This window comes from Pseudomonas sp. Irchel 3H7 (genome assembly GCF_900187605.1).
Lineage (GTDB): Bacteria > Pseudomonadota > Gammaproteobacteria > Pseudomonadales > Pseudomonadaceae > Aquipseudomonas.
In genome coordinates this window covers 244,169-267,437 of the sequence record NZ_FYEA01000001.1, presented here as the reverse complement: position 1 = coordinate 267,437, position 23,269 = coordinate 244,169, and the positions used below count along the sequence as shown (strand labels likewise).

The 23,269-nt window shown below is 59.8% G+C and carries 19 protein-coding genes; 5 read left to right on the top strand and 14 right to left on the bottom strand.

The genetic code is table 11. The features are described 5' to 3' along the window. Nucleotides 1-197: 197 nt before the first annotated feature. The 11 genes from CKW38_RS01220 to tssB all read right to left on the bottom strand — a co-directional run bounded on the left by CKW38_RS01220 (nt 198) and on the right by tssB (nt 13,188). Complete coding sequence (locus CKW38_RS01220) at nt 198-740, bottom strand: toxin-antitoxin system YwqK family antitoxin (RefSeq protein ID WP_007911071.1); 543 nt, start codon at nt 738-740, stop codon at nt 198-200. Nucleotides 741-752: 12 nt separating this feature from the next. After that, nucleotides 753-2,762, bottom strand: a complete 2,010-nt coding sequence (tssI, locus tag CKW38_RS01215) for a type VI secretion system tip protein VgrG (RefSeq protein WP_095111562.1) — start codon at nt 2,760-2,762, stop codon at nt 753-755. A 64-nt stretch (nt 2,763-2,826) separates the two neighbouring features. Continuing rightward, complete coding sequence (locus CKW38_RS01210; protein ID WP_007911069.1) at nt 2,827-3,897, bottom strand: OTU domain-containing protein; 1,071 nt, start codon at nt 3,895-3,897, stop codon at nt 2,827-2,829. 72 nt (nt 3,898-3,969) lie between these two features. Then, nucleotides 3,970-4,653: a hypothetical protein gene (locus CKW38_RS01205; protein ID WP_174245056.1), complete on the bottom strand. Its 684-nt coding sequence runs from the start codon at nt 4,651-4,653 to the stop codon at nt 3,970-3,972. 111 nt (nt 4,654-4,764) lie between these two features. Continuing rightward, nucleotides 4,765-7,305 carry a type VI secretion system ATPase TssH gene (tssH, locus tag CKW38_RS01200; protein ID WP_095111561.1) on the bottom strand — a complete coding sequence of 847 codons (2,541 nt, stop codon included), beginning with the start codon at nt 7,303-7,305 and terminating at the stop codon, nt 4,765-4,767. A 2-nt stretch (nt 7,306-7,307) separates the two neighbouring features. Beyond that, entirely contained in the window at nt 7,308-8,333 is a 1,026-nt protein-coding gene (tssG, locus tag CKW38_RS01195; RefSeq protein WP_007911053.1) for a type VI secretion system baseplate subunit TssG, read from the bottom strand. Further along, nucleotides 8,297-10,090 (bottom strand): type VI secretion system baseplate subunit TssF, encoded by a 1,794-nt coding sequence (gene tssF, locus CKW38_RS01190; protein ID WP_095111560.1) that lies wholly within the window; start codon nt 10,088-10,090, stop codon nt 8,297-8,299. The genes tssG and tssF overlap by 37 nt, the downstream gene beginning before the upstream one ends. Beyond that, nucleotides 10,074-10,517, bottom strand: coding sequence for a type VI secretion system baseplate subunit TssE (gene tssE, locus CKW38_RS01185; protein WP_042704864.1), 444 nt, complete (start codon nt 10,515-10,517; stop codon nt 10,074-10,076). The genes tssF and tssE overlap by 17 nt, the downstream gene beginning before the upstream one ends. A gap of 15 nt (nt 10,518-10,532) precedes the next feature. Then, nucleotides 10,533-11,030: an Hcp family type VI secretion system effector gene (locus CKW38_RS01180; RefSeq protein ID WP_007911046.1), complete on the bottom strand. Its 498-nt coding sequence runs from the start codon at nt 11,028-11,030 to the stop codon at nt 10,533-10,535. A 102-nt stretch (nt 11,031-11,132) separates the two neighbouring features. After that, on the bottom strand, nt 11,133-12,614 hold the full coding sequence (gene tssC, locus CKW38_RS01175) for a type VI secretion system contractile sheath large subunit (RefSeq protein WP_007911038.1): 1,482 nt from the start codon (nt 12,612-12,614) through the stop codon (nt 11,133-11,135). Nucleotides 12,615-12,645: 31 nt separating this feature from the next. After that, nucleotides 12,646-13,188 carry a type VI secretion system contractile sheath small subunit gene (gene tssB / locus CKW38_RS01170; RefSeq protein ID WP_007911036.1) on the bottom strand — a complete coding sequence of 181 codons (543 nt, stop codon included), beginning with the start codon at nt 13,186-13,188 and terminating at the stop codon, nt 12,646-12,648. A gap of 227 nt (nt 13,189-13,415) precedes the next feature. Between tssB and CKW38_RS01165 the strand changes: the two genes are divergently transcribed. The 5 genes from CKW38_RS01165 to tssA are packed head-to-tail and all read left to right on the top strand — an operon-like array spanning nt 13,416 to nt 20,922. Next, a complete protein-coding gene (locus CKW38_RS01165; RefSeq protein ID WP_007911033.1) occupies nt 13,416-13,865 on the top strand; it encodes a hypothetical protein in 450 nt (149 codons plus the stop codon). Between the two features lie 45 nt (nt 13,866-13,910). Then, entirely contained in the window at nt 13,911-15,242 is a 1,332-nt protein-coding gene (tssK, locus tag CKW38_RS01160) for a type VI secretion system baseplate subunit TssK (RefSeq protein ID WP_007911031.1), read from the top strand. Between the two features lie 18 nt (nt 15,243-15,260). Next, nucleotides 15,261-16,025: a DotU/TssL family secretion system protein gene (locus CKW38_RS01155; RefSeq protein ID WP_095111559.1), complete on the top strand. Its 765-nt coding sequence runs from the start codon at nt 15,261-15,263 to the stop codon at nt 16,023-16,025. Continuing rightward, complete coding sequence (locus CKW38_RS01150) at nt 16,022-19,843, top strand: type VI secretion protein IcmF/TssM N-terminal domain-containing protein (protein WP_095111558.1); 3,822 nt, start codon at nt 16,022-16,024, stop codon at nt 19,841-19,843. The genes CKW38_RS01155 and CKW38_RS01150 overlap by 4 nt, the downstream gene beginning before the upstream one ends. Then, entirely contained in the window at nt 19,840-20,922 is a 1,083-nt protein-coding gene (tssA, locus tag CKW38_RS01145; RefSeq protein ID WP_095111557.1) for a type VI secretion system protein TssA, read from the top strand. The genes CKW38_RS01150 and tssA overlap by 4 nt, the downstream gene beginning before the upstream one ends. On the opposite strand, the gene CKW38_RS01140 is transcribed toward tssA, so the two are convergent. The 3 genes from CKW38_RS01140 to CKW38_RS01130 all read right to left on the bottom strand — a co-directional run bounded on the left by CKW38_RS01140 (nt 20,919) and on the right by CKW38_RS01130 (nt 22,985). After that, nucleotides 20,919-21,887, bottom strand: a complete 969-nt coding sequence (locus tag CKW38_RS01140) for a 2-hydroxyacid dehydrogenase (protein WP_007911024.1) — start codon at nt 21,885-21,887, stop codon at nt 20,919-20,921. The genes tssA and CKW38_RS01140 overlap by 4 nt on opposite strands. Nucleotides 21,888-22,058: 171 nt before the next feature. Beyond that, nucleotides 22,059-22,487, bottom strand: coding sequence for a hypothetical protein (locus CKW38_RS01135; RefSeq protein ID WP_095111556.1), 429 nt, complete (start codon nt 22,485-22,487; stop codon nt 22,059-22,061). A gap of 15 nt (nt 22,488-22,502) precedes the next feature. After that, nucleotides 22,503-22,985 (bottom strand): DUF4822 domain-containing protein, encoded by a 483-nt coding sequence (locus tag CKW38_RS01130; RefSeq protein WP_095111555.1) that lies wholly within the window; start codon nt 22,983-22,985, stop codon nt 22,503-22,505. Nucleotides 22,986-23,269 lie beyond the last annotated feature (284 nt).

Here is a 23,269-nt window from a genome sequence, read left to right as displayed (position 1 = left end):
GCCGACCGAGGTGTCTCGCGCTGTACATCGACCTGAATAACCGAGCCGATTATTAGTGCTGTGCCTCGACCTATCTGCGGAGCGGGTCGGTTATGGATTCACAGCAAGTCTTTCACGTCGGCGTAACTCGCCAATCTCCCCCGATCAGTTCCCTCTCCCTCTGGGAGAGGGCTAGGGTGAGGGGCTCTTCCGGGTTTTCAGGTCTGCTGCGGATCCGCCCACTGCCGATACCACCAGCGCACCCGCGAAATCGGCTTGCCATCCGCACCCAAAGGCCGCCCGTCCTCGGCAAATCCTTGTTCCGGCTCCAGCAACTGGCCATTCACATAGCGCGCCTCCACCGCCGGTTTGCCATTGGGGTGAAAGCGCTGATAGCGCCCCTCACGCACACCATCGCGATAAAACTCAGCCTCCGCCACTTGTCCGTCGGCAAAGTAATTGAACGCCTCGCCATGCAACAAGCCGCGGCGATACGTCGCTTTACGTTGCAGAAAACCCTCGGGCGCATAAAAACTGGCAACGCCCTGCAACTTGCCGCGTACAAACGGCATCTGTGCAGAGACCTTACCGTTGGTGTGATACAGCAGTGAGGTGCCGTGCAATTCACCCTGGTTGTAATTCAGATCCGCCTGTTTGCGCCCGTCATCCTTGATGTTCAGCGGGCCATCAAGCTGACCGTCCTGCAGGCGCCCCTTGAGCTGCTTGTCATCCTGCTGCAGATCCAGCGGTGTGATCGCCATGGTTTCTCCTTGTCAGTTGACCTGCACCAGACCGCCCTTGATGGTCAGCATGCCACCGCCGTCCACGGTCTGTGAGGCTGCGCCCTTGTTGGTCAGACTGATCCCGGCGTCGTTGGTCAACGTCGTCCCGGCCTTGTTGTCCAGTGAAGTACCGGCCTGATTGGTCAAGGCAGTGCCGGCCTTGTGCGTGATCGAGGTGCTGGCCGAGGTTGCCAGATCGGCGCCGCTCTTGATCGTGAAGCTGCCGCCACTTTGCAGGGTCAGGGTGCCGCTGACTTTAATCGTCAGGTTGCCATCCACGGTCAGGCTGTAATCACCGCTGACCTTGTCGGTGTAGTTGCCGCCGGTGCTGTGGTTCTGATCAGCGCCGACCTTCACCGTGCGGCTGTCCTTTACATCGAGGCTGTCGCTGCCGGTCTGAATCGTGACGCTGCGTTTGCCTTTTTCCAGCGTCACCGTCTCGTCGCCGTCCTTCACTGTGCGGGTGCGCGCGTTCTGCACGGTGAGGGTTTCGTCGTGGCCGACGGTGGCAGTGGTGTCATTGAGGACGTTAATGTTGAAATCCTTCTGCGCCTGCAAGAACACTTCTTCAGCGTCCTTTTTGTCTTCGAAGCGCAGCTCGTTGAAACCGCCGCCACCCTTGGATGACTGGGTTTTGATTCCCGATTGCGTCTGATTGGCCGGGAGGGCATAGGGCAGGGCGTTGTCGCCGTTATAAACGCAACCGGTGACCAGTGGCCGGTCCGGATCACCGTCGATAAACGTGACGATGACTTCCTGACCGATGCGCGGAATGAACTGCATGCCAAAACCCTTGCCACTCCACGGCAACACCACGCGGACCCAGCAGGAACTGGTTTCGTCATTCTTGCCGTCGCGATCCCAGGGGAACTGCAACTTGATCCGGCCGTATTCGTCGGTCCAGATTTCCTCACCGGATTTACCGACGACGATTGCAGTCTGCGGATGCATGCGCGGTTTTGGCGTCACACGTTGCGGACGAAACGGCGTGGCTTTGGGGATGGCTTCGAAGCGGTTGCGATAACTGTCGTGGCTGGCGTCATGGGTGACCCGCGTGACGACCCAATCGACGTTCAGACTGGCATCGTCGTGCCCTTCGAGGGTGAACCAGTGCCCCGGAATCAGCCAACGGCAGTCGCTTTCGCCGACAAAACGTTTCTCCTCGCTGCGCAAGCCGTCAACCCGTTGCTTGGTCAGCGCATCACCGCGCGCCTTGGCGTTGTAGCCGCCCGGGTGCTCGTAGATCGAAAGCGGCCCGGCCACGGCTTCGGCCTGGCCGTAGAGCGAAGTGGTTGGCGTGGTGAATTCGTAATCCGTCGCCCGGTACACCCCGGACACAGCTTGCAGGCACACCTGCCCGGAGCGAATGCCGTGCAACTCACGCTCCCCCAGACCTTGCCCAAAATACTTGACCTTCGGCCCGTTGGGGATTTGCACGAAGGCATCGTTGCTGTCGCCGAGCACCAGCGTGTGCTTGCCTTCGTCATGGGTGAAGAACCAGAAGATGCCTTCCTCTTCCAGTAGCCGCGAAACAAAAGCGAAATCGCTTTCGCCGTACTGCACGCAGTATTCACGGGGCGTGTAGCTGCCGGTCAGCGAGAGTTTGAAATCGGTGAAGCCATGGGCCTTGAAAATCGTCGTGACGATGTCCGACGTGGCGAGGTTCTGAAACACGCGGTTGTTGCTCGCGAGGGTCAGCCACCACAGCCACGGTCTGAGCAGGATCTTATAGCGCTCGGCTGTGGCATCGGCGGGCAGTTGGCGGATCTCGGCTACCAGTGCGTCGAACTCGCGCATCTGCGCATCGTTGTGCAGAGTGGTGGTGACGTGGGTAGCGATAGCGCTGGTCAGCGTAAGAGAAGTGCCGTCGTTGAGACCGTTGAGGGTTTGTGAGCCCAATATGTTCAGGGCTTCGTCGCCTGAAAACGACTCAGGGAACAGCGCCGACAGCGAAGTGGCGGTGAGTGAAATCGTAGTGCTGCTGTCGGTGGCGCGAGGCATGAATTGGCCTTTGGTGAGCTTTCAGTTCATGGAGGACGGTGACGATTTTTTCCGCTGGCAGCACTCACGGCGTGGTGTAGTGATTGCCGTTTCTGTATTCAATTTGAATGGGCGCTGTTTCAGTCGTTGCATTGAACGCAATCATTGAAGTAAATCCCTGATTGGGGATCATGACGTTGATTTTTACATTATATATTTGCGCAATGATCGCTATTTCTATACCTCCACCCCAAGTTCCGGATAGTCGCATGTTTGTAATGTACGCCACCGTGATGCCCCAGGTTTCACAGAAGGCCGGGTTGTTATCCATGTACAAGCAAACGTAGTTTCTGAGGTCCTCGTGTGATATTCCATGCATCCCCCTTTGCTGAAGACATCTTGAGAGCGTATGGAACAAACAGTTGCCATCTGTGGGTATTCCATTTTCATCACGAGATTCACTGATTGGTAGTCGCGGAAGATCTGATGAAAAACCGTTGCTTTTCTTGAGTAACTCGATGTCCTTGGGTGAAATCAGGTCAGTGTCTATCGTGCTGAATATCCCGAACCATGGTGCGTCGGAAGGCGCGTTAAGGGCTTCATTTTTCTTGGTTTTGGCTTTGATGATGAGATTGACGACTTTGAATGTACGACGAGTGGTCTGAAATATGCTTAGAGGGGAGCGTGCGAGGTTTTTGTTGGAAGCCTTGATTGTTCCCTTGTTGGTCCAACCATTGGATTGAGTCTGGCCAATACCCCAAGACATGTCGCCGCTTTCCGCCTTTCCGGTTGACCACCCGTGAGTGTGAAGCTCATTGATCCATTGGGGAGCATAAACTTCGACGAGTACCGCATAGTTACTACGCCCGAACATTTTGTTGAGGTAGGCTTTGCTGTAGTTGCGGAATGATGCGAATCCCTGATGGCCAGCGGCGGATAACACGGTGCCGAACCGGAACGCCTCGAACTCTTCGGCGGTCATCGCCCGATAGAAACAGGTTTGGTTCTCAGCGAAATTCAGCGGAGTGGAATCATCGAAACGAGCAGGTGCAGAGTAAATGGTGTACTCCAGCGGTTTGCTTTGATGGGGGTCGATGGTTAGCCGAAACTCATCAATAATGCTTTCGATCGTAATTATCTTTTTGAAGTTGCACATGATGCACCGCTTCTCGGTTGGGGATGGGAGGGACTGCTTGTTTATTTATTTATGGGTAGACGTTGTCAGCGCTTACCCGATGTCCATCATGTCGGGAGTCCAGTCAATATCCATTGCTTCGCTGACTTCGGCGTCAATCTCCATTTCGTTATAGGAAAATTTCACCTGCTGGTTTTTGCTGCTATCCCAGTAGTAAGTAACTTTTGCGAATGACTGTTGATGAAGATGTTTGCCCCCTGGCGTGCGGGTTGTTTTTCGACCTGTATGGGCGCCTGCATTTTTAACGACACTATTGTTCATTGTTCTGCCGTGCATGGTGGTGTACAGGTTGTACTTGTTTCCAAGCAGCTTATGTAGCCTGCCGACGAAGCTGTCATAAGAGGGCTGAAAAACTTTTTCGGTGGTGGATTGATCTGTGCCGAGTGCCAATTTGCACGAAGTCACCGAAATGACGTCTGGCAAGTTGGTGCCGAGCCCACACTCACTGAGATACCAGGCAACCTGATCAACGGAGAATGATCCCAGCGTTTGCTTGGAATGACTGCCATGTCCACGCACGTAGAGACGCCATGGCCCCATCGTTCCGGACGCTGTCTGTGCGACGGTTTGAGGGGATGTTGTATTGGCAATGAACGAGTGCGATGTGACCCCGGTTGTATTTCCTTTGGCGATTATGGAGTTCGTCCCGTTATTGATGGTGTCGTCACCGTGTCCTGAAAGGAAAGACAGGAGGACTTGCGATAGGTATTTGGACATTTTTTATCTGCCGCTGGATGGTTGAAAGGCCCGTCTGGACGGGAGCATCGCTGAGAATGAACCGCTGTTAGCACGCAACTACTGAGATTGGTGTCTCCCTATCACGTCAAGCTATTCCAACACCCACTCCGCCAACTTCCCCGTCACTTGCGTCATCAACACATTCTCGACATCCCGCGCACCGGCCGCGCTGCACTTGGCGAGCACCGCTTTGACAATTCCCGAATCAAACTCGAATTGTTTGCCGGTCGCTGCCTTGTAGCGGCCACGCAACTTCTCAAGCTTGGCCAACACAATCCCCTCCAGCGTCGCCTCATCCAGCGGCCGATACGCAACCACGGTCATGCGCGCCAGAAATGCCGGGCGGAAGGCTTGCAGGAGGACTTTATGCAGGGCTTCGTTGAAGGCGTCAGAACCGAGTTGCGCGACGGGTGTGTCGAGCAGCAGCTCAGCGCCGACGTTGCTGGTGGCCAACATCACGGTGTTCTTGAAGTCCACCACCAACCCGGTGCCGTCCTCCATCAAGCCTTTATCGAACACGTTGTAAAACGCCTCCAGCACATCCGGATGCGCCTTTTCGATCTCATCCAGCAACACCACCGAATACGGTTTGCGCCGCACCGCCTCGGTCAGCACGCCGCCGCTGCCATAACCGACATAGCCGGGTGGGGCGCCCTTGAGCTGGCTGACGGTGTGAGCTTCCTGATATTCCGAAAGATTGATGCTGATCAGGTTGCGTTCGCCGCCATACAACGCATCGGCCAATGCATAAGCGGTTTCGGTTTTGCCGACACCGGTAGGGCCGACGAGGAGGAACACACCCACCGGTTTTTGTGGGTCGGTGAGTCCGGCGCGGTAGGCCTGCAAACGTTGGGCGATGGTATTGAGCGCGGTGCTTTGGCCCATCACGCGTTGTCCCATGCGCGTGCCGAGGGTGCGCACGGCGTGGGCTTCGTCGGCGAGCATTTTGCCGACGGGGATGCCGGTCCAGCCGGCGATTACCGCAGCGACGGTTTTAGTGTCGACCTGTTCGGGCACCAGCGGATCGTCCTGGCGGATGGCGTCCAGTCCGGCCTCAAGGCGCAGTAATTCAGCCGCGAGATGATCAATGCGACTGTCGGTGGCTTCATCGGGTTTGTCGCTGTCGGCGCGCTCGCTCAAGGCCAGCAACTCACGACGGGTATCGAGCAGCTCGCGCACCGCGACGCGTTCCTCGCCCCAGCGGGTTTCCAGTTCGCGGATGGCCTGCACATTTACGCTGGATTCAGTTTCCAGCAGGGTGATGCGCTCACGGTGATCCAGCCCTGTGGCCTGTTCGCGACGCAGGCGCTCGACTTCATCCTTGAGGCTGTTTTGCCGATGACGCAGGCTCTCCAGCGGCGGCGGCACGTCGTGCTGGCCGAGCGCGACCCGGGCGCATGCCGTGTCGAGCACACTGATGGCTTTGTCCGGTAACTGGCGGCCGGAAATGTAACGATGCGAAAGTTTCACCGCTTCATGAATCGCCGCGTCGAGTACCTGCACGCCATGATGCTGTTCGAGTTTGGCGGCCACGCCTCGGAGCATTTCCACTGCTGTGATTTCATCCGGCTCTTCGACCTGCACCAGTTGAAAGCGACGGGCGAGGGCCGGGTCTTTCTCGAAGTATTTTTTGTATTCCATCCATGTCGTGGCGGCGAGGGTACGCAGTTCGCCCCGCGCCAGCGCCGGTTTCAGCAGGTTGGCCGCATCGCTGCCGCCCTCGGCGCCGCCAGCACCGATCAGGGTGTGGGCTTCGTCGATAAACAGAATGATTGGCTTGTCAGCATTGCGCACCGCGTCGATCACGCCTTTCAAACGCTGTTCGAATTCACCTTTGACCCCGGCACCGGCCTGCAGCAGACCGAGGTCAAGCACGCGCAGACTGACCTCTTGCAACGATGGCGGTACATCACCGGCGGCGATACGCAGGGCCAGGCCTTCGACCACGGCGGTTTTACCCACGCCCGGTGCACCCACCAGAATCGGGTTGTTTTGTCGGCGCCGCAGCAGGATATCGATGCACTGGCGAATCTCACCGTCGCGACCCACGATCGGATCAATGCGCCCGGCATGAGCGTCGGCCGTCAGATCCTGAGTGTATTGATCGAGTAGCGAGTCCTGGCGCGGTGCAGGATTGGCCGATGAACCCTTACGCGCACCGACATGTTCACGAGAGTTTTCCGTCCACTCCAGCAGATTCGCGCGCAGCGCTTCTTTGGGAATCCGCAGCAACGACGAGGCACTGTTGAGCAGCAGACTGCGGCGCTCATCGCGATCAACCAACGCCAACAACAGCAAGCCGGAACGAATGCTGTCGAGTCCCAGCACACTGGCCTGCACCACCGCATCTTCGAGCAAGCCGAGGGTGTGCGACGACAGTGCCGGTGTGCGCGTACTGCCTGCCTTGAACAGGTCCAGCGCCTTGTTGATCTCGGCCGTCAGCGCATCACGTTCGAGGCCGAAACGCGGTAGCAGAAAAGCCAAGTCGCCACCCTCGATATCGAGCAGTTCCAGCAACAGGTGTTCGATTTCGACAAAGTGATGCCCGCGCTGCAAGCAGCGCTGCGCGGCGCGTTCGAGGGCGCGACGGTTGTCCGGGTTGAGGCGTCCGATCAGGCTGGCCAGTTCCATGTTCAGGTAATCTCCAGCTGACGCAGTCGGGTTTCGATGGTTTGCACGCCGAGGCTGGCCTGACGCTGCAACCCACCGTTCCAGCTCAACAGTGCCGGAGTCTGGCGAGCGAGTTTCAGCGGCCCGGCACCGCGTACCCGCAGCACCAGTTTGATGTCCAGATCCGGGCCGAAATACAGTGCCGCGAGACTGGCCAGTGCCGGGTGTGCTTCGCCATCCGGCAGAAAGCGCGCCGCTTGCGTCGACGGCAATGGTCCGAGGGTCAGGCGAATGCCGGCGTGCTCATCCCAGACCCGCGTGCCGGCCACGGCGCTGCGGCCCAGTTGCAGGTTGCGTCCGCCGGGTTTGATCACGCTGCGGCTGGCGGACGGGATCTGCCGCCAGGCACCTTCGTAGGCGCTCAACTCGACCGGCACGGCAAACTGCTCGCGCACGATCGCGGCAAATCCCGCCAGTGAGCGACGGCCATCGGCAAACAACGCCGTACAGGCAAGAACGGCGCAGTCGGGAGCAGCCTGGCGCTCCTGCAACGCCTTGGGCAGCAAACCGGTCAGCGCGCGCAATTGCGCCTGTACCGGCGACGCCCCCGGCGTGACAAAGCCTAGCGCCACCCGGTGTTTGCGCATCACTTTGTACAGCAGGCTGAGCAAGCGATGCTGGAACAGATCGAGAAACGCGGCCGGTGCATGATCTTTGGCCCGCGCCCGTTGTTGCAGCCAATCCTGATAGGCGTAGGGGAGAGGGCCATCCGGGCCGCCGAGTCCGAATATCGGTGTGTCGAGTGTCAGCGGTTCGCCAGGCGCTTCGTGCAGGGCTTCAATCTGGCTGGCGGCAAAAGCCGGCGTCAGTGGTCCGCGCAGTTTCAGCGCTTCGGTCTGCGGCGAGGTGCCGCTGCCGAGTGGGTCGGCCTGCGGCTGCTCGCGTTCGAGCAACAGCAACGCCTGCAACCATTCGAAGGCCTGCGGCTCACGGCGCAGGCGCTGGCTCAGGGTCAGAGCGACAGGGGCATGCCGGCTTGGGGTTGCCATGCCTTGACCTCCTTGTCGGACTGCATCAGGACGGTGCGCACAAAGCGGTTGGCCGTGGCGTACAGGGAAAAGAACTGCGCCAGCACCGCCGAAAACAACACCGCGCTGCTGCCGACAAAATGCTGCGGATCAAGCTGCAACTGCACTTCCAGACCATTGCGCCAGCCGCGCCAGGCATCAGCGCCAACATGGCCGATTACCCGTTCGCAGCTGAGGTGCAGCAGGCCTTCGATCTGCCTCAAGGCGCTGGCCTCATCGCGCAGGTTGTGCAGATGCAGAATCTCTTTCAGTGCATCCAGCGCCTGCGGGCCTTCAACCAGCGACAGATGATTGAGGGTCAGTTGCGACACCAGGCGCCAGCGCGAATCACCGTCCAGCCGCGGCTGACTTTGTGCACTCGGCGGATTGCGCAGGCGGGCCCAGGCAACCGGGCCGGGGCGCTCGAAACCCAGCGGCGTACCGGCCGGCAGGGTTTGCGCCAGATGACGGTTGGTGCAGAGCAACTCGGCGGTAAGGCTGTAATCAGGCAGATCGGTTTGCGGTTCAAAACGGGTGTCGACCACGCTCACCAATAAATCGCTGCCGAGCCGGTTTGGCGTCATGCCGTTGACCCGTCGCGCATGCCAGTAGCGCTGCTGGTCGCCGCCGCTGTGCTGGCTGCCGTAATACGCCGGCAGGCGCTGCACACCGGTGCGAGTACTGGCGCGCATGCCGCGAATGCTGTGGATTTCGACACTGTTCTCGCGGTGGCTGTCGGCGATCAGTCGATACTCGCTGCGCGTGCCGTCGGGACGCAGCGGCTCGGAAGTCCGCGGGAACAGGTTGATTACCGGTGCGCAGCCCAAGGCGATATCACTGGCCTGCAAGTGCAGGCGGCTAGCAGGGACACGGTCGAAAACGATATACAGATAGAGGGCCTGACTGTCGCTGGAAACACCGCTCAAGGGCAGATCGAAAAAGTGGAATTTATCCGGGAAAGCAAAATACTCGGCCAGCAAGCGCATGCCCGGATGGACACCGTCTTCATCCGGCAACAGTGCTTCGTCATCGCTGAAACCGACGATGTTCGGCAAACCTTTCAGCGCCGTCGGAACGCTGCCCGGCGATCCCGCCAATACCTGCATCGCATGCGCGCCAAGCAGGTCATACAGGCAAGCATTGACCACCGGGGAAGCGGCCAGGTGGATGCGCAATTGCTCAATGCCCAGATCAGCCCACTGGCTCTCGCCCAGGCAGCGCAGACTCAAACGCAATGCCGAGCGCGATTGCGCCACGCCGGTCAACGCCTGGGCTTCATCGCTGCCCAGCAACAGCGCTTCGGTGACTTCGATCGGCCATAACCGAACGGCGGCCGAGGTGCGAAAGTGAATGCTCTCGCCCTTGCTGGTGGTGACGAATAATGGCGTATCGCGGGGCAGGGGATAGCCCTCGTCGAGTTTGCCTTTGCCTGGGTCTGGCTCGAACTGCACGATGGCGCAGGACGGCAACGGCCGCATCGCCAACGGATAAAGTTGCTCGAGCAGCGCATCGCTGAACTCGGCGTAGTCGTCATCCAGACGTCGTTGCAGGCGGGCGGCGAGCAGGGCGAAACCTTCCAGCAAACGCTCAACGTGGGGATCGGGGCATTCGCCCGGGGACAGTTCCAGACGCCGCGCGACTTTCGGGTATCGTTCGGCAAATTGGCTGCCGGCATGCCGCAGCCAGGTCAGTTCGCGTTGGTAGTAATCGAGCAGTTGCGGGTCAATCGAGTCGCTCATGGCGCACCTCCAGCCCTTCGCCGCCAGGCTCGATGACAAAGGCTACCGGCCAGTGCTGCTGGCCGCTGCGTAATTCGCCGAGCAAGCGAATGCTCATGCGCTGCGGGTGTTCGGGCAAGGGATTGACCTGAACTTCGCCCAGCAGCAGGCGCGGTTCAAAATGCATGATCGCTTCGCGGATGTCCCGCGCCAGTCGCCGCCGATCATCGCTGCGTTGCTGTTGCAAGGCGCTCCAGTCGGCGATGCCGTAGTCGATCACACTCGCTGGCGTGGTCCGCGTGAGTGGACCACGGCGGGTGTTGAACAGGCGCCCGAGCTCGGCGTGCACCGAGTCGAGCAAGTCCTGCCGATCGAACTCGCGCGTGCTCTCGGCCTCGCTGGACGCGAGGCGTTCGAACAGCGGCGCGCGCATGCCGGTGCCTGCCATGGCCAAGGCGCCGGGTTAGCTGACAAGCTTGTTGGCGGCCATGTCCCAGGTCGACGCGGCCGTGCCTTCCTTGGTGCCGTCGTCTTTCTGCGCGGTGAGTTCCCATTTGATCTTGGTGAAGTTCAGCGACACGGTTTCCACCGGTTTGCCACCGGTACCGCCGCTGACGCTGACGTTGGACAGCACCACGTTGGTGAGGGTGTAGACAATAAAGGGCATCAACTGCCCGCTGCCCTCGGCGGCGTTGCGGCCGATGGTGATGATGGCTTCGGGGATCGGTTTGCCGGCGCAGCAGTATTCGTTGAGTGACGGTGTCGAGCTGTCGATAAACTTGGTCACCGTGAACTCGCCGACATGGGGTTTGCCGGAGGTGCGCTCCGAGTTGCTGACGTCGTTGGTGACTTGCATCGCCACGTTGTGGCTGTAGGACATGACTTCGATCTTGTCCGCAAAACCTTCGAGCAGGCTGTCGCCTTTGATGTCGCCGCCGAGGTCGAGAATGATTGCATCCATCGCTTGAAACTCCTGAAGAAATTCACATTAGGCAAATGGGCTGAACACGGAGCCCGTGGCGAGGGGATAAATCCTCTCGCCATCAGGGTTTTCTCTGGAGCTTTAAGCGGCAACCGGTGGCGGCAAGGTTGCCACCAGGCGGATCGATGCAGTCAGTTCCTCAAGCTGGAAGTGCGGCCGCAGAAACACCGTCGCCCGGTAGGCGCCAGGTTTGCCGGCGACTTCGGTGACGTCCACGCGGGCTTCACGCAACGGGTACTGCGCCTTGATTTCCTGCGGCGCGTTGTCGTTGATCAGCACGTAATCGGCGATCCAGTTATTGAGGTAGGTCTGCACGTTGTCGCGGGTCATGAAACTGCCGACCTTGTCGCGCATGATCACCTTCAGGTAATGGGCGAAACGCGAGGCCGCGAGCACGTACGGCAACATCGCCGAGATCCGCGCGTTGGCGTTGGCCTCATTGGTGTTGTAGACCTTGGACTTGTTGGTGGTCTGGCCGCCGAAGAACACCGCGACGTCGCTGTTTTTCTTGTGGCACAGGGCGATGAAGCCGAGGTCGTTGAGTTCCTTCTCGCGGCGGTCGGTGATCGCCACTTCCGTCGGGCATTTCAGCGACAGGTCGCCGGAGCTGGTGCGGAAGGTATGCGCCGGCAAACCTTCGACCGCGCCGCCGCCTTCAGCGCCACGAATTGCCGCGCACCAGCCGTATTTGGCAAAGGCTTCGGTGATGCGTTGCGACAGCGCCCACGCGGCGTTGCCCCACAGGTATTTGCTGTGGTCGGTGCCATTGACGTCTTCGACGTAGTTGATGCCTTCCACCGGCGAGGTGTCGGGGCCGTAGGGCAGACGCAGGAGGAAGTGCGGCAGCACCAGCGATACGTAGCGCGAATCCTCACTCTCGCGGAATGAGCGCCACTTGATCAGCTCCTGGCTCTCGAAGACCTTGGACAAATCACGCGGCACCGCCAGTTCGGTGAAGCTGTTCATGTCGAACAGGCGAGGACTGGCGGCGGCAATGAACGGCGCGTGGGCCGCGGCGGCGACGTTCGACAGTTTCTCCAGCAGGCCGATGTCCTGCGGGTGCCGGCCAAAGGTGTAGTCACCGACCAACAGGCTGAACGGGTGGCCACCGAAGGTGCCGTATTCCTCTTCGTAGATCTTTTTGAACAGCGCGCTCTGGTCGAACTCGACGGCTTTTTCCAGATCGTTCTGCAACTCCTTCTGCGTGACGTTGAGCAGGCGCAGTTTCAGTCGGGTGCTGGTTTCGGTGTTCTGCACCAGCAGGTGCAGGCCACGCCACGAGGCTTCGAGTTTTTGCAGGTCGGGGTGGTGCAGGACCTCGTTGAGCTGGGCACTGATCAGTTCGTCGATCTGACTGATGCGGTCGTTGATCATCGCCACGGTGTCCTTGTCGATGGCCATGCCTTCGTCGAGGACCTGGGTGGCGAACTCCGCGAGCATGTCGCGGGCGTAATCCTGCTGACTGTCATCGTGGGCCATGCGGCCGTCGAGAATGATCTGGTCAAGCAGGGAAAGTGTCTCGGTCGTACTGTCGCTGGCTTGTTTCTGAGCTGAAGCGGGCATGGCGAATTCTCCCCTCGATGTAAGTGGACGATCAGGCTTGCGGTTCGGCCGGCGCCTCGGCATCAGCTGCCGGGGTAGCGTTGTCCGGGCGGGCCGATTTGATTTCCTGCAGGCCTTCGGTGTTGGCGATGACGTCGCGCAACAGCTTGTCCAGGTCATCGTTGCCGTCGAGTTTGGTCAGCAGATCGCGCAGACGCTGGCGGGCCTCGAACAGGCGGCGCAGCGGTGTGACTTGTTCCACCACCTTGACTGGGTCGAAGTCGTCGATGTGTTTGAAATTGAGTTCGATGTTGAGCTTGCTGTCGTCGCCGCTGAGGGTGTTGTTGACCTGCAGCGTGGCGCGCGGGCCGATCGAGGCGAGCACTTCGTTGAAGTTGTCGCGGTCGATTTCGGTAAAACGCCGGTCAGTCAGTTTTGCCAATGGTTCGAGCGGCTTGCCCGACAGATCGGCAAGAATCCCGACCACCAGTGGCAGTTCCTTTTTCTCGATGGCGTTGCCGATTTCGACGTCGTAGGTGATTTGCACTCGGGGCGGGCGCACCCGGTCGAGCTTGTGCTGAGTACTTTCTGCCATGACGGCGGACTCCGATGCGATGAGCGGGCGCAATGCATCGGGGAGGCCCGTTCATCGCTTTCCCTTGCTGGACCGTAGGTTAGAAAGGGAGGCAGATGACCTGTCGTTCCTTTGACAAACCTTCTTGATTCGGCTGTAGGAACCGAACTACCCAAGACGCTAGAACAGGTCTATAAAAAAGCAAGCAAAAACATTTTTGGACAGGTTCGCGAAAAGGAAAATTCATTTTGCGTAGACGACTTTTTCTAACACTGCTGTTTGCGTCCCTGGCCGGTTGCTCCCTCTTCGGGCCGAAGGTGGACCTCGACAGCCTGACCCTCGACGTCGCTCCGAAAGCCAACGACGACACGCCGATTGCCGTGGACTTCATTGCAGTCGCCGACCCGGATCTGCTCAAACAGTTGTCAGGCATCAGTGCCAGCCAGTGGTTCGCCGGGCGCGAACAGTACCAACGCGACTATCGTCAGTTGATGAGCGTGTGGGGACTGGAGCTGGTGCCGGGGCAATTCATCGACCGCCAACCCTTCCCGTTGGGGGGCAAGAAGGCTGCTGGACTTTTAGTCTTCGCCAGCTATAACACACCCGGAGCACACCGCTTGCGGCTCGACGATCAGAGTGAGGCGTGGCTGAAATTCGACAGCCGCGAGATGAGCCTGGTCAACGCCACCGAACACTGAAACACCACCGCTGCCGCCGGATCGCGGCTTGTCGAAGGGAGTCGTATGAGTCTGCTACCTGACGCGGTTTGTTGGCACGAAGGCATGCAATTGCTGCCGCAGCATTTTCAGTTGCAAGGATTGCGGGCCGAAGCGCTCGGCGCGCATCTGGCGCAAGCGTGCAACCCGTGGTTCTGGGGCGTCAGCCACATGGAATTCGATCCTTCGGCGCTGAGCGCTGGCGTGGTGCGCGTCTTGTCGCTGCAGGGGACGATGCCCGACGGCCTGCCGGTAGATTTGCAGGCCGGGATCGGGCCGGCGCTGGAACTGGATGTCGGCGCGGCGATCGATGCCACCGACGACGCCACCGTTACCGTTTACCTGGCGATCAGCCCGATGTGGCGGGCCGGTCAGTTGCTGCCGCTCAAAGGGCGCTTGCAGTCGGTGGTGGGCGACGCGCTGCCGGATCTCACCAGCGGTGAATTTCCTGAATCGATCACCGTGTGGCGGCCTAATCCACGCCTGTGCACGCAATTGAACAAGGCCGATTCGATCTGCCTGCCGCTGCTGAAAATCCGCAAGGAGGGTGGCGGTTTTCTGCCGCTGTCTTACACGGCGCCGACGCCGATCCTGTTGCCGGAGTCGGCGCTCGGTCGACGCATCGCCGGTCTCTGCGCGCGGTCGCGGGAGAAGTGTCTGTTTCTCGGTGGCCGTTTGCGTCAGGCGCAGCAGGCCGGCAATCAGGACGATGCGCTGGAAATCCGCCGCCAGTTGACGGCGTTGTGGGCGCGTCTGCCGGAAGTCGAAGGCGCGCTGAACAGCCGTATTGCTCATCCACAAACCCTCTATGTGCAATTGCTCGGTCTGGCCGGCGCGTGGTCGGCGCTCGATCCGCTGGCCGGCGTGCCGGCGTTTGCAGCGCTGGATTTTGTCGAATTGCAGCGCGGTTATGACGCCGTGCTGCAATGGCTGGAGATCACCCTCGAACTGATCCGCGCCGGCTATCGCAGCCTGCCGTTCGAGCGCGGTGAGCACAGTTTTTCCATTCAACTGCCGGACGAGCAGCCGAGTCAGCGTCTGGTGATCGGTCTGCGCATGCCCAACGGCGCCAGCGAACAAGCGGCAATTGACTGGTTGCGTGGCGCGATCATCGCCTCGGCACCGCACATTGCGCTGCTCAGTCGCCAGCGCATGAGCGGTTTGTCGCACCAGGTCATGAGCCGCAGCGAACAGGTGGCCTACAGCGTTGGCGAGGACACGCGGCTGTTTGTGATCACCGCCGAAGGTACGTGGTTCGACGCGCAACTGCCGCTGATTATCGCCGCGCCGGCGACGAAACTGACCAGCAGCCCGTGGCAAGTGGTGCTGTTTGTCGCCCAGAACAGTGAAAGTGCCTGATCACACAAGGAACGCCGTATGTCGCAAGGAAGTGCCGCAAGCCTTGGGTTGCAGGACGCACCGTTGAGCAGCGCGTTCCGCCAGACGTGGCAGCAATGGCAACAGGACTGGGTGCAATTGCCCAAGGACAGCGAGGACGAAGCGGCGCTGGTGGAGACCGTGGTCGAACTCTCGACACAGGCCTCGCAGCGATTGTGGCGCACCGCTTATGCGCGAGTCGGTGATTCGGCGACCGAGCAGGTCAAGGCGTTGGTTTACGCGTTCGTCGCACTGGTCGATGAAACCCTGCTGTTCACCCCTTGGCCTGGACAAGCAGCGTGGCAGGACAAACCTTTGGAGTCGCGTCTGTATGCCAGTCGTCAGGCCGGCGAACAAGTGCCGGCGGCGATTCAAGTTTTGCTTGATGAACAGCAACCGACCACGCGCGATCTGGCCAACGTGTATCTGCAATGCCTGATCCTCGGTTTCCATGGGCGTTTGCGCGGAGAACACAGTCAGGCGCAATTGGAGAAGTGGCGGCTGGCGCTGTACACCTTTGCCTGGCAGGGCGAGGCCAGTTATGTCGATGTCAGTCAGCGTCTGACGCAGCCGTCGCTGACCACGCCATTGCAACTGCCGGTGCGCACGGCGCTGCCGGATGGCTTTCGCCTGGCGTTGGGGATTCTGGCGATGCTGCTGTTGCTGACCGGGCTTGGCCAGTTGCTCTGGCGGGACATTCGTTCGGAACTGGACCCGGTGCTGCAGATCATCGACTCGGTGGTGCCTGCGGAGCAAGACTCATGAGCACCCTGACGATGGTTGCGTGGGTTGTCGCGCTGCTGCTGGTCGTGGTGATCATCGCCGTGGCCGTGTGGTGGTTGCGCACCCAGAGTGGCGCAGCGATCCGCAGTTTTTACGCAGCCGTGCGGCAAATGGAGCAAGAGCAGGGCAGTCATGACCGCTATCAGATGCCATGGCTGCTGATGCTCGGTGACGAAACCCAGGGCACGCAACTGGTCAGTGAATGGCGTCTGCAACCGACCGACAAACCCGCCTGGTTCGGCCGCTGGTGGTCAGATCCCGAAGGCGCCGTGCTGGTGGTGCCGCAAGCGCTGTTTCTGCCCGACGACGGTATGCATTTGCAGCGTGGCGGCTGGTGGCGATTACTTGGTTTGATCCTGCGAATGCGCAGCAAGCGGCCGCTGGACGGGGTGGTCTGGCTGGTGCCGGTCAGTCGTCTGAGCAATCTGGAACAGGCCGCCAGCCTCGGTCTGGCCGCGCGCCGGCGCTTCATCGACCTGTTGCAACGGTTTGGCCTGAGTGTGCCGGTGTACGTGATCATCACCGGACTCGAAGAACTGCCGGGATTCCAGGAACTGATCAGCGCGCTGCCCGACGAGGCCCGCGAGCGTACCCTGGGCTGGTCGTCACCTTATTCACGCGATGCGGTTTGGCAAGGGCAGTGGAGCGATCAGGCACTCGATCGCATCCATCGCGCCATAGCGGAAGCCATCATCGAAATCGGCACCTTGTCCGGCCAGTTGAGCGCCGATCTGTACGCCTTGCCAGAGCGTCTGGAAACCTTGCGACGCGGTTTGCAGAGTGTTCTGGAACCGGTGTTTCAAGGCAACGCCCAGGGGGAAGCGCCGTGTTTTCGCGGTGTCTATTTCAGCGCCAGTCAGGCCTCGGAGGATGCCAAAGATGGATTTTCCGCTGACGACAGCGGCTTGCAGCAGAGCGTGTTCGTGCGCCAGTTGTGGCGTCAGCGCCTGGTCGGTGAGCGCGGCTTGGCGCAAGGCGTACCGCGCCTGCTGCGTTTGCGTCAGCGTTGGCAGCGGCTGACGGCCGGCGTGGCGCTGGTGGTCGGGGTGATCTGGGCCGTGGCGATGCTCTGGGTCTGGCAGGTGTCGGTCAAGGATGCCCACGAACTGGCGCGGCAGATGCAAGGCGCGCAAAAGGGCTACGTGGCGATCAGCGACGAGGCGCAACGGGTCGACTCGACCCGACGCAATGTGCAGACCTTCTGGCGCGTGCTGGAGCGTGCGCCGCACTGGAACTACGTTTCTCTGGTGTTCCCGACGTCGTGGTTTTCCTCGCTCGACAATCAGCTTGAGCAGCAAGTCTTGCAGTCCACCCAGCGCCACATCATGGTGCCGCTGCATGACCTGTTGAGTGCGCAACTGGCGCAGATCAAGGCGATCCGCAGCACCGACCGACGCAGCAGTGTCGAAAGCGACGACCCGGCGCAGTGGCAGAACTATCTGAAGGCGAACGATCTGGTGGATCGGGCCTTGCGTCTGGAACAGCAGAACCAGCTATTCAATCAGGTGCAAAACAATCAGCGCGCGCCACTGGACGACTTGGTGCAATTGAGCAACAACGCGCTGTCGCTGAACCTCAACACCGGCACCTTGCCCTACGCGGCGTTCTACAATCGGCTGCTCGTGGCCGCGGAAGACGGCAGCTTGCAGGCGCTGGATCTGAGCGTCGACCGACCACTGATCGTCAGCAACTTTTCCGGATTGATGCAGCGCTGGCTGGATCAGTATTTTCTCGCCGACAACTTTGTCAGCAAGGCCGGTTATCTAAAGTTGCACCTCGATCAATTGGAGGCCGGCAGTGGCAACAGCCTGCGCGAGCTCGAAGAGCTGACCGCGCTGGTCGACGATCTGCAAGCGGCAATTGCCCTGACCAATGCAACGTGGAGCCGTGGCAAAGGCCAGGAATTGGTGCCGGGTTATGGTGACTTCCTCGCCAAAGTGGGCAAGAGCACATTGTTGGGCGCGCAAGTCCAACAAGACCTCGACACACAAGCGTCACGCTTGCAGCAGAGTTTCCGCGATCAATGGATCGCACAGGTTGGCTCGCGGGACAATTTGCTGGTACAGCAAGTCAGCGGGCAATTGGCGTTGCAAGAGCAAGTGGTGAAACTCGATAACGCGATACAGGCCCTGTTCAAGCGCGACTTCGTTTCGGTCGCCCTGCGTGCCAGCGAAGACAACGTCAATATGCAAGGCCAGACCGTGGACGGTGATGACCTCAATGAATCGCTGAAATATTTCGCCGACTACAACAGCTACATCGCCGAAGAACTGCCACGCATTCCACCGGACTATCGCGTTGCGGTGCTCAAAGCCGCCGAGCGTGCCGCCGCCCAGGCGATGTGGTTGAGCCTCAAGGATCACAACGATCAGGCGCATCCTTACGCTGTGTTCAATGTGCAGGCCGAGCAAGCCATGGCCCTGCAAAAGGCTTTCGTCGAGGTGCACCGCGCGGATCTCGCCACGCGTCTGCAAGCGGCGCTCAACCGCCGCGCCATGGCGCAGCTTATTGGTGGTCTGGATGAAATCACCGCGCAACCACTGTTCGGCGGACGGGCCGAAATCAGCCAGTGGGACGGTTCGAAAAACCTTGGTCTGGAACTGTTCGGCGCCAGCGACGTGCAGGATCTGAAACTGAGCCTCAAGCAGCAGTTCAACACCATGCTCGGCATCACTGAGCGGCGCACGTCTTCGTTGCAGTGGCTGACAACACAGCAAGCCAATCTCTCGGCCCTGGATTACGAACGCGTGACGCAGTTCAGTGCGCTCAACGACGAACTGCGCAAATACAAAGAGGCCAACCCGGCCAGTTCGCCGGCACAGATCGAGCAACTGGTCAGCCGCGATTTCGTCGAGATGGACGTCAATTCCTGCCTGCAAATGCTGCAGACCGCCAACATCGCCGGCGGACGCGGCACGTTGGCGATGCGCGCGGTGGAGCTGCAACAGGAAGCCATGCAGCGTTGCCAGATGCTGCAAGTGCAACAGGCCGCTGCGGCATGGAATGAGCTGGCCAACTACTTCAATCAATATCTGGCGGATCGCTTTCCGTTCGCCAACGGCGTGCAGATGCAGGACGCCGATCCGGCGCGGGTTGAATATTTTCTGCAACTGATCGACAAAAAACTGCCGGTCGCGCAGGCCGGCCTTGCCACCAACCAGACCCCGGAACGCCTCGCCGCGGCGGATTTTCTCAACCGCTTGAAGCAAGCCAGCAGTTGGCTGACGCCGCTGTTCGTGCGCGACAAGAGCGGCATCCTTGGCGTCGAGCTGGACGTGCGCTGGCGCACCGATCGCGATGATGAGCTGGGCGCCGATCAGGTGATTGCCTGGGGCTTGCTCGCCGGCAATCAGCAAATCAACTATCCGGCAGCCGAGCAACCGAATCTGCGCTGGATGGTCGGCCAGCCTGTCCGCCTGACCCTGCGCTGGGCGCGAAACGGCAAGGAGCGTCCGGTCAACGACCCGCTGCAACCGAATCTGGTGGTGCGTGATCTGGAGGCCGGTTGGGAGTACGGCGGGCCATGGTCGCTGCTGCGCCTGATGCGCGCGCATTTCTCGGTGCAGCGTCAGCCAAACGTGGATTACACCGATTTCCCGCTGACGTTGCGTTTACCTGTAACCGGGGCGCCGGACAGCGTCACCAGCGAATTCACGCGGATGTTCGTGCGTCTGTCGCTGATGAGCCAGGGCTCGAAACTGCCGCTGTCGATCGCGCCGTTGCCCACCCGTGCGCCGCGCTCACCGTTTCAGGTGACCGGCAGCACCGTCGCCCTTGAATCGCAGAAGGAAGATTTGTGAACCTGCCATCGGCCGCTGTGCCAGATCTGATTGATCAATTGCTCGCGCCGATCAGCGCGGATGCGCCCTGTGGCGTCGATTTGCGCTATGAGCGTGAGTTCGATCAGTTGCGCGACTTGCGCCGCGAGGACGATGCCAGCCTGCCGACCGGCGTCTGGCAGTCGACACTGAAGCGGGCGAACTGGTCGGAAGTCGAGAAGCTCTCCACTGCGTTATTGCTCGAGCGCAGCAAGGACTTGATGCTCAGCGCGTGGCTTGGCGAAGCCTGGCTGCACCTGCAAGCGTTGGACGGTTTGCCCGGCAGCCTGGCGCTGATCGCCGGTTTATGTGAGCGTTTCCCCGAGCACTTGCACCCACAAGCCGAGGAGGGCGATCAGTCGTGGCGCGTGATTCCGCTGGAATGGCTGGTGCGTCGCTACAGTGAAGTCTTGCTCACTCGCGTGCCGCTGTTCGGCACTCGCAACAGTGATTTCGAGGTTTATACGCTTGAAGTCTGGCGGCGTTTAAAGATTCAGCAGGTGCAGGCCAACGACAGCAAGAATGCCAAGAGCTCGGCAGAAACCGCGCGCAACGAACAGAAAAAACTCAGCGATCAGATCCGCGCCACGCCGCTGGCGTTCTGGTTGCGCACCCAGGGCAATCTGCTGCTGAGCCTGCAACATCTGCAGCGGCTCGAAAGCTGGAGCAATGCTTATCTAGGGGATCAGGGCCCGGGATTGCGGCCCTTGCAGGACATTATTCAAGCGCTGCTGACGTTGGTTCAGGAGTTTATCGCCATGCACCCACAACAACCGGCTTCGCCGGCACCGGTGGTCGAAGCCCCCGTCGCCTTGCCGCAACCAGAAGAACCTGCACCGGCTGCCCAGGTATTTCGCGAACCGGCCAGTCGCGAAGAGGCTTACCGACAATTGCTGCTGATCGCCGAATACCTTGCCCGCACCGAACCTCACAGCCCCGTGCCGTATCTGATTCGGCGCGGCGTCGAGTGGGGCAACAAACCGCTGAGCGAGTTGCTCGGTGAGTTGATCAGTGCCGATGCGGAATCGCGGCGTTTGTGGACGTTGCTCGGGGTGCTTTAGTGCACGCGTTGATTGTTGAGTTTTGGCGGCAGCGCGATAGGCGTCAGCACAGGCTCGCCCGAGAAGAACGCCACGAGGTTTTTGCCCACCAGCTCCACCGTGCCTTGCGTCGCTTCCGGTGACAGCCCCGCGACGTGGGGTGTCAGCAACACGTTGCTCAGGGTTTTCAGCGCATCCGGCACTTGTGGCTCGTGGTCGAACACATCCAGCGCGGCGCCGGCAATTTTGCGTTGTTCAAGGGCGGTGATCAGATCCGCCGTGGCGATCACACTGGCGCGGGCAATATTGACGATAAACCCTTTCGGACCGAGCGCATCGAGCACCGCGCGGGTAATCAGATGCTGTGTGCCGATACCGCCGGGCGTGGCGACGATCAGGAAGTCCGACGCTCGCGCCAGTTCGGTCGGCGTCGAGCAGAACGCGTACGGCACATCGTTGCGCACCTGACGGCTGTGATAGCTGATCTGCATGTCGAAACCGAGGTTCGCGCGTTTGGCGATCGCCATGCCCACTGCGCCGAGTCCGAGAACCCCCAGGCGTTTGCCGGCCAGCGACGGGCGCATGATCTTCGGCCATTCACCCCGGCGCACTGCGGCGTCGCAACGCGGTATATCGCGCACCAGTGCCAACAACATTGCCAGCGCATGGTCGGCCACCGATGAGGCGTTAACTCCGGCTCCGTTGGTCACGGTAATGCCACGGTTGCTGGCGGCTTGCAAGTCGACCTGTTCGTAACCGGCGCCGATGACCGTAATGATCTTTAACGCGGGCAGGGCGGCGATCTCATCGGCTGTCAGACCCAGCGGGCCACGGGTCAGCACCGCGTCGATGCGGCTGCCTTGGGTGGCAATGGCTTGCGCACGTTCAGCGGGCGTGGGGGCAAGGATCAGGTGGAAGCCCTGATGTTCGAGAATCGGCAAGTAGTCATTGATGGTTTCAACCAGTACCAGAACGGTGGCGGGCATTGCGCGGCTCCTGTGAACGTCGGCGGGTTGGTCGCGAAAGTCGTTTCAGAGTGCTGAATCCGCAGCGACTTGGCAATCGTTGTCATTGGCGCAGTGGTGCTTTGATTCTGGACGGCTTCGGGCAAGAAGCAAGGTTAGGCAGCACACCGGTGATCCGCTGTGCTGTCGACATCATTGGGCCGCTTGGGCTTTGGCTTGCTCAGCCATCGCGAGCGGCTTGATATCGTAGGTCGGATAGAACTCGGTGCGGTAACTGCCCCATGCGGTGTTTTCCAGCGCCAGGTTAACTTCCGCCAGACGCGAGACAGGAAAGCGCACGGTCACGACCTGGCCGATCCCCATCATGATGTTCCAGCTCACCACCTCGACTCCGGTCGGGGGGAACGTTTTATGGAAACCCTGTTGCGCAAGCTGAGCCTTTAGTTCACTTAACGGTCGGGTTTGATCATGTTTCAGAAACACGGTCAGCATCATCGCGTTGTCGGCGGTGGCGACGGCATTTTTTGCGGGCTGGGTGGCAGCTTGTGCGCTGACCCCGGCGCAATAGACAGAAGAAATCAGTAACGTCGACATCAGCAGGGTTTTAATTGACTTTTGCATAGCGAACTCCTGGTTTTATTGTTTGATGGCGGACTTGGTTTCTATCGTTCCGGTATAGGGCGCGTGAACGACATGAATGCGCACAAGAGGATTGTTGTCGACCATGTCGCGAGGGACTTCCCGAGAATAAGTGAACTCACGTTTGTTCAGTGTTTCCAAACGCCTGACCCATGTTTTGGTCGGGCCGATATCCGGCACAAGAATGTGCTGTTGCTGATCGCCGGTGACAAAGAAATACCCGCCACCGCCATTGTTGTACTTTGATTCGCCTGTATCGGTGTAAAAGAATTCGTATCGATTGCGCTCGGGATCCCACGTCGATATACCAACGACGCCGGGGTACTTCGCTTTGACGTCGGTTTCAGGGGCGCCGTCGATATAGACCTTGGTGGTCAGCCATCGCGGCGAAGAAGCCAGCTCGCGGACATCGGCGTTGGCGCTGGCGAGCGGCGCAAGCAGTGCGGCCAACAACAGGCCGGTCATCATGTTCTTGTGCATGCTGTGTCCTCTTGATCACACTTGAATTATTAGTCTTCGAATTCGGAGCGATAAAAATATAGACCTGCCATGGAATATTGTTCAATGGCTGGGTAGTTGTTTGTAACAAATGGCTGGTATTCGATTTTAAGTAATATTTTGTTATGAGTATTTGTGGCTGTTTAACTTGTAGGATTGTTCTGAAAGTTTGTTGGTTGATTGGTTTATTTGTTGGCGTTTTCTGTGGTTAACGTCGCTGGCGTCATTAACTGATTACACGAAACCGTAGGACAAGGGATGCCGTA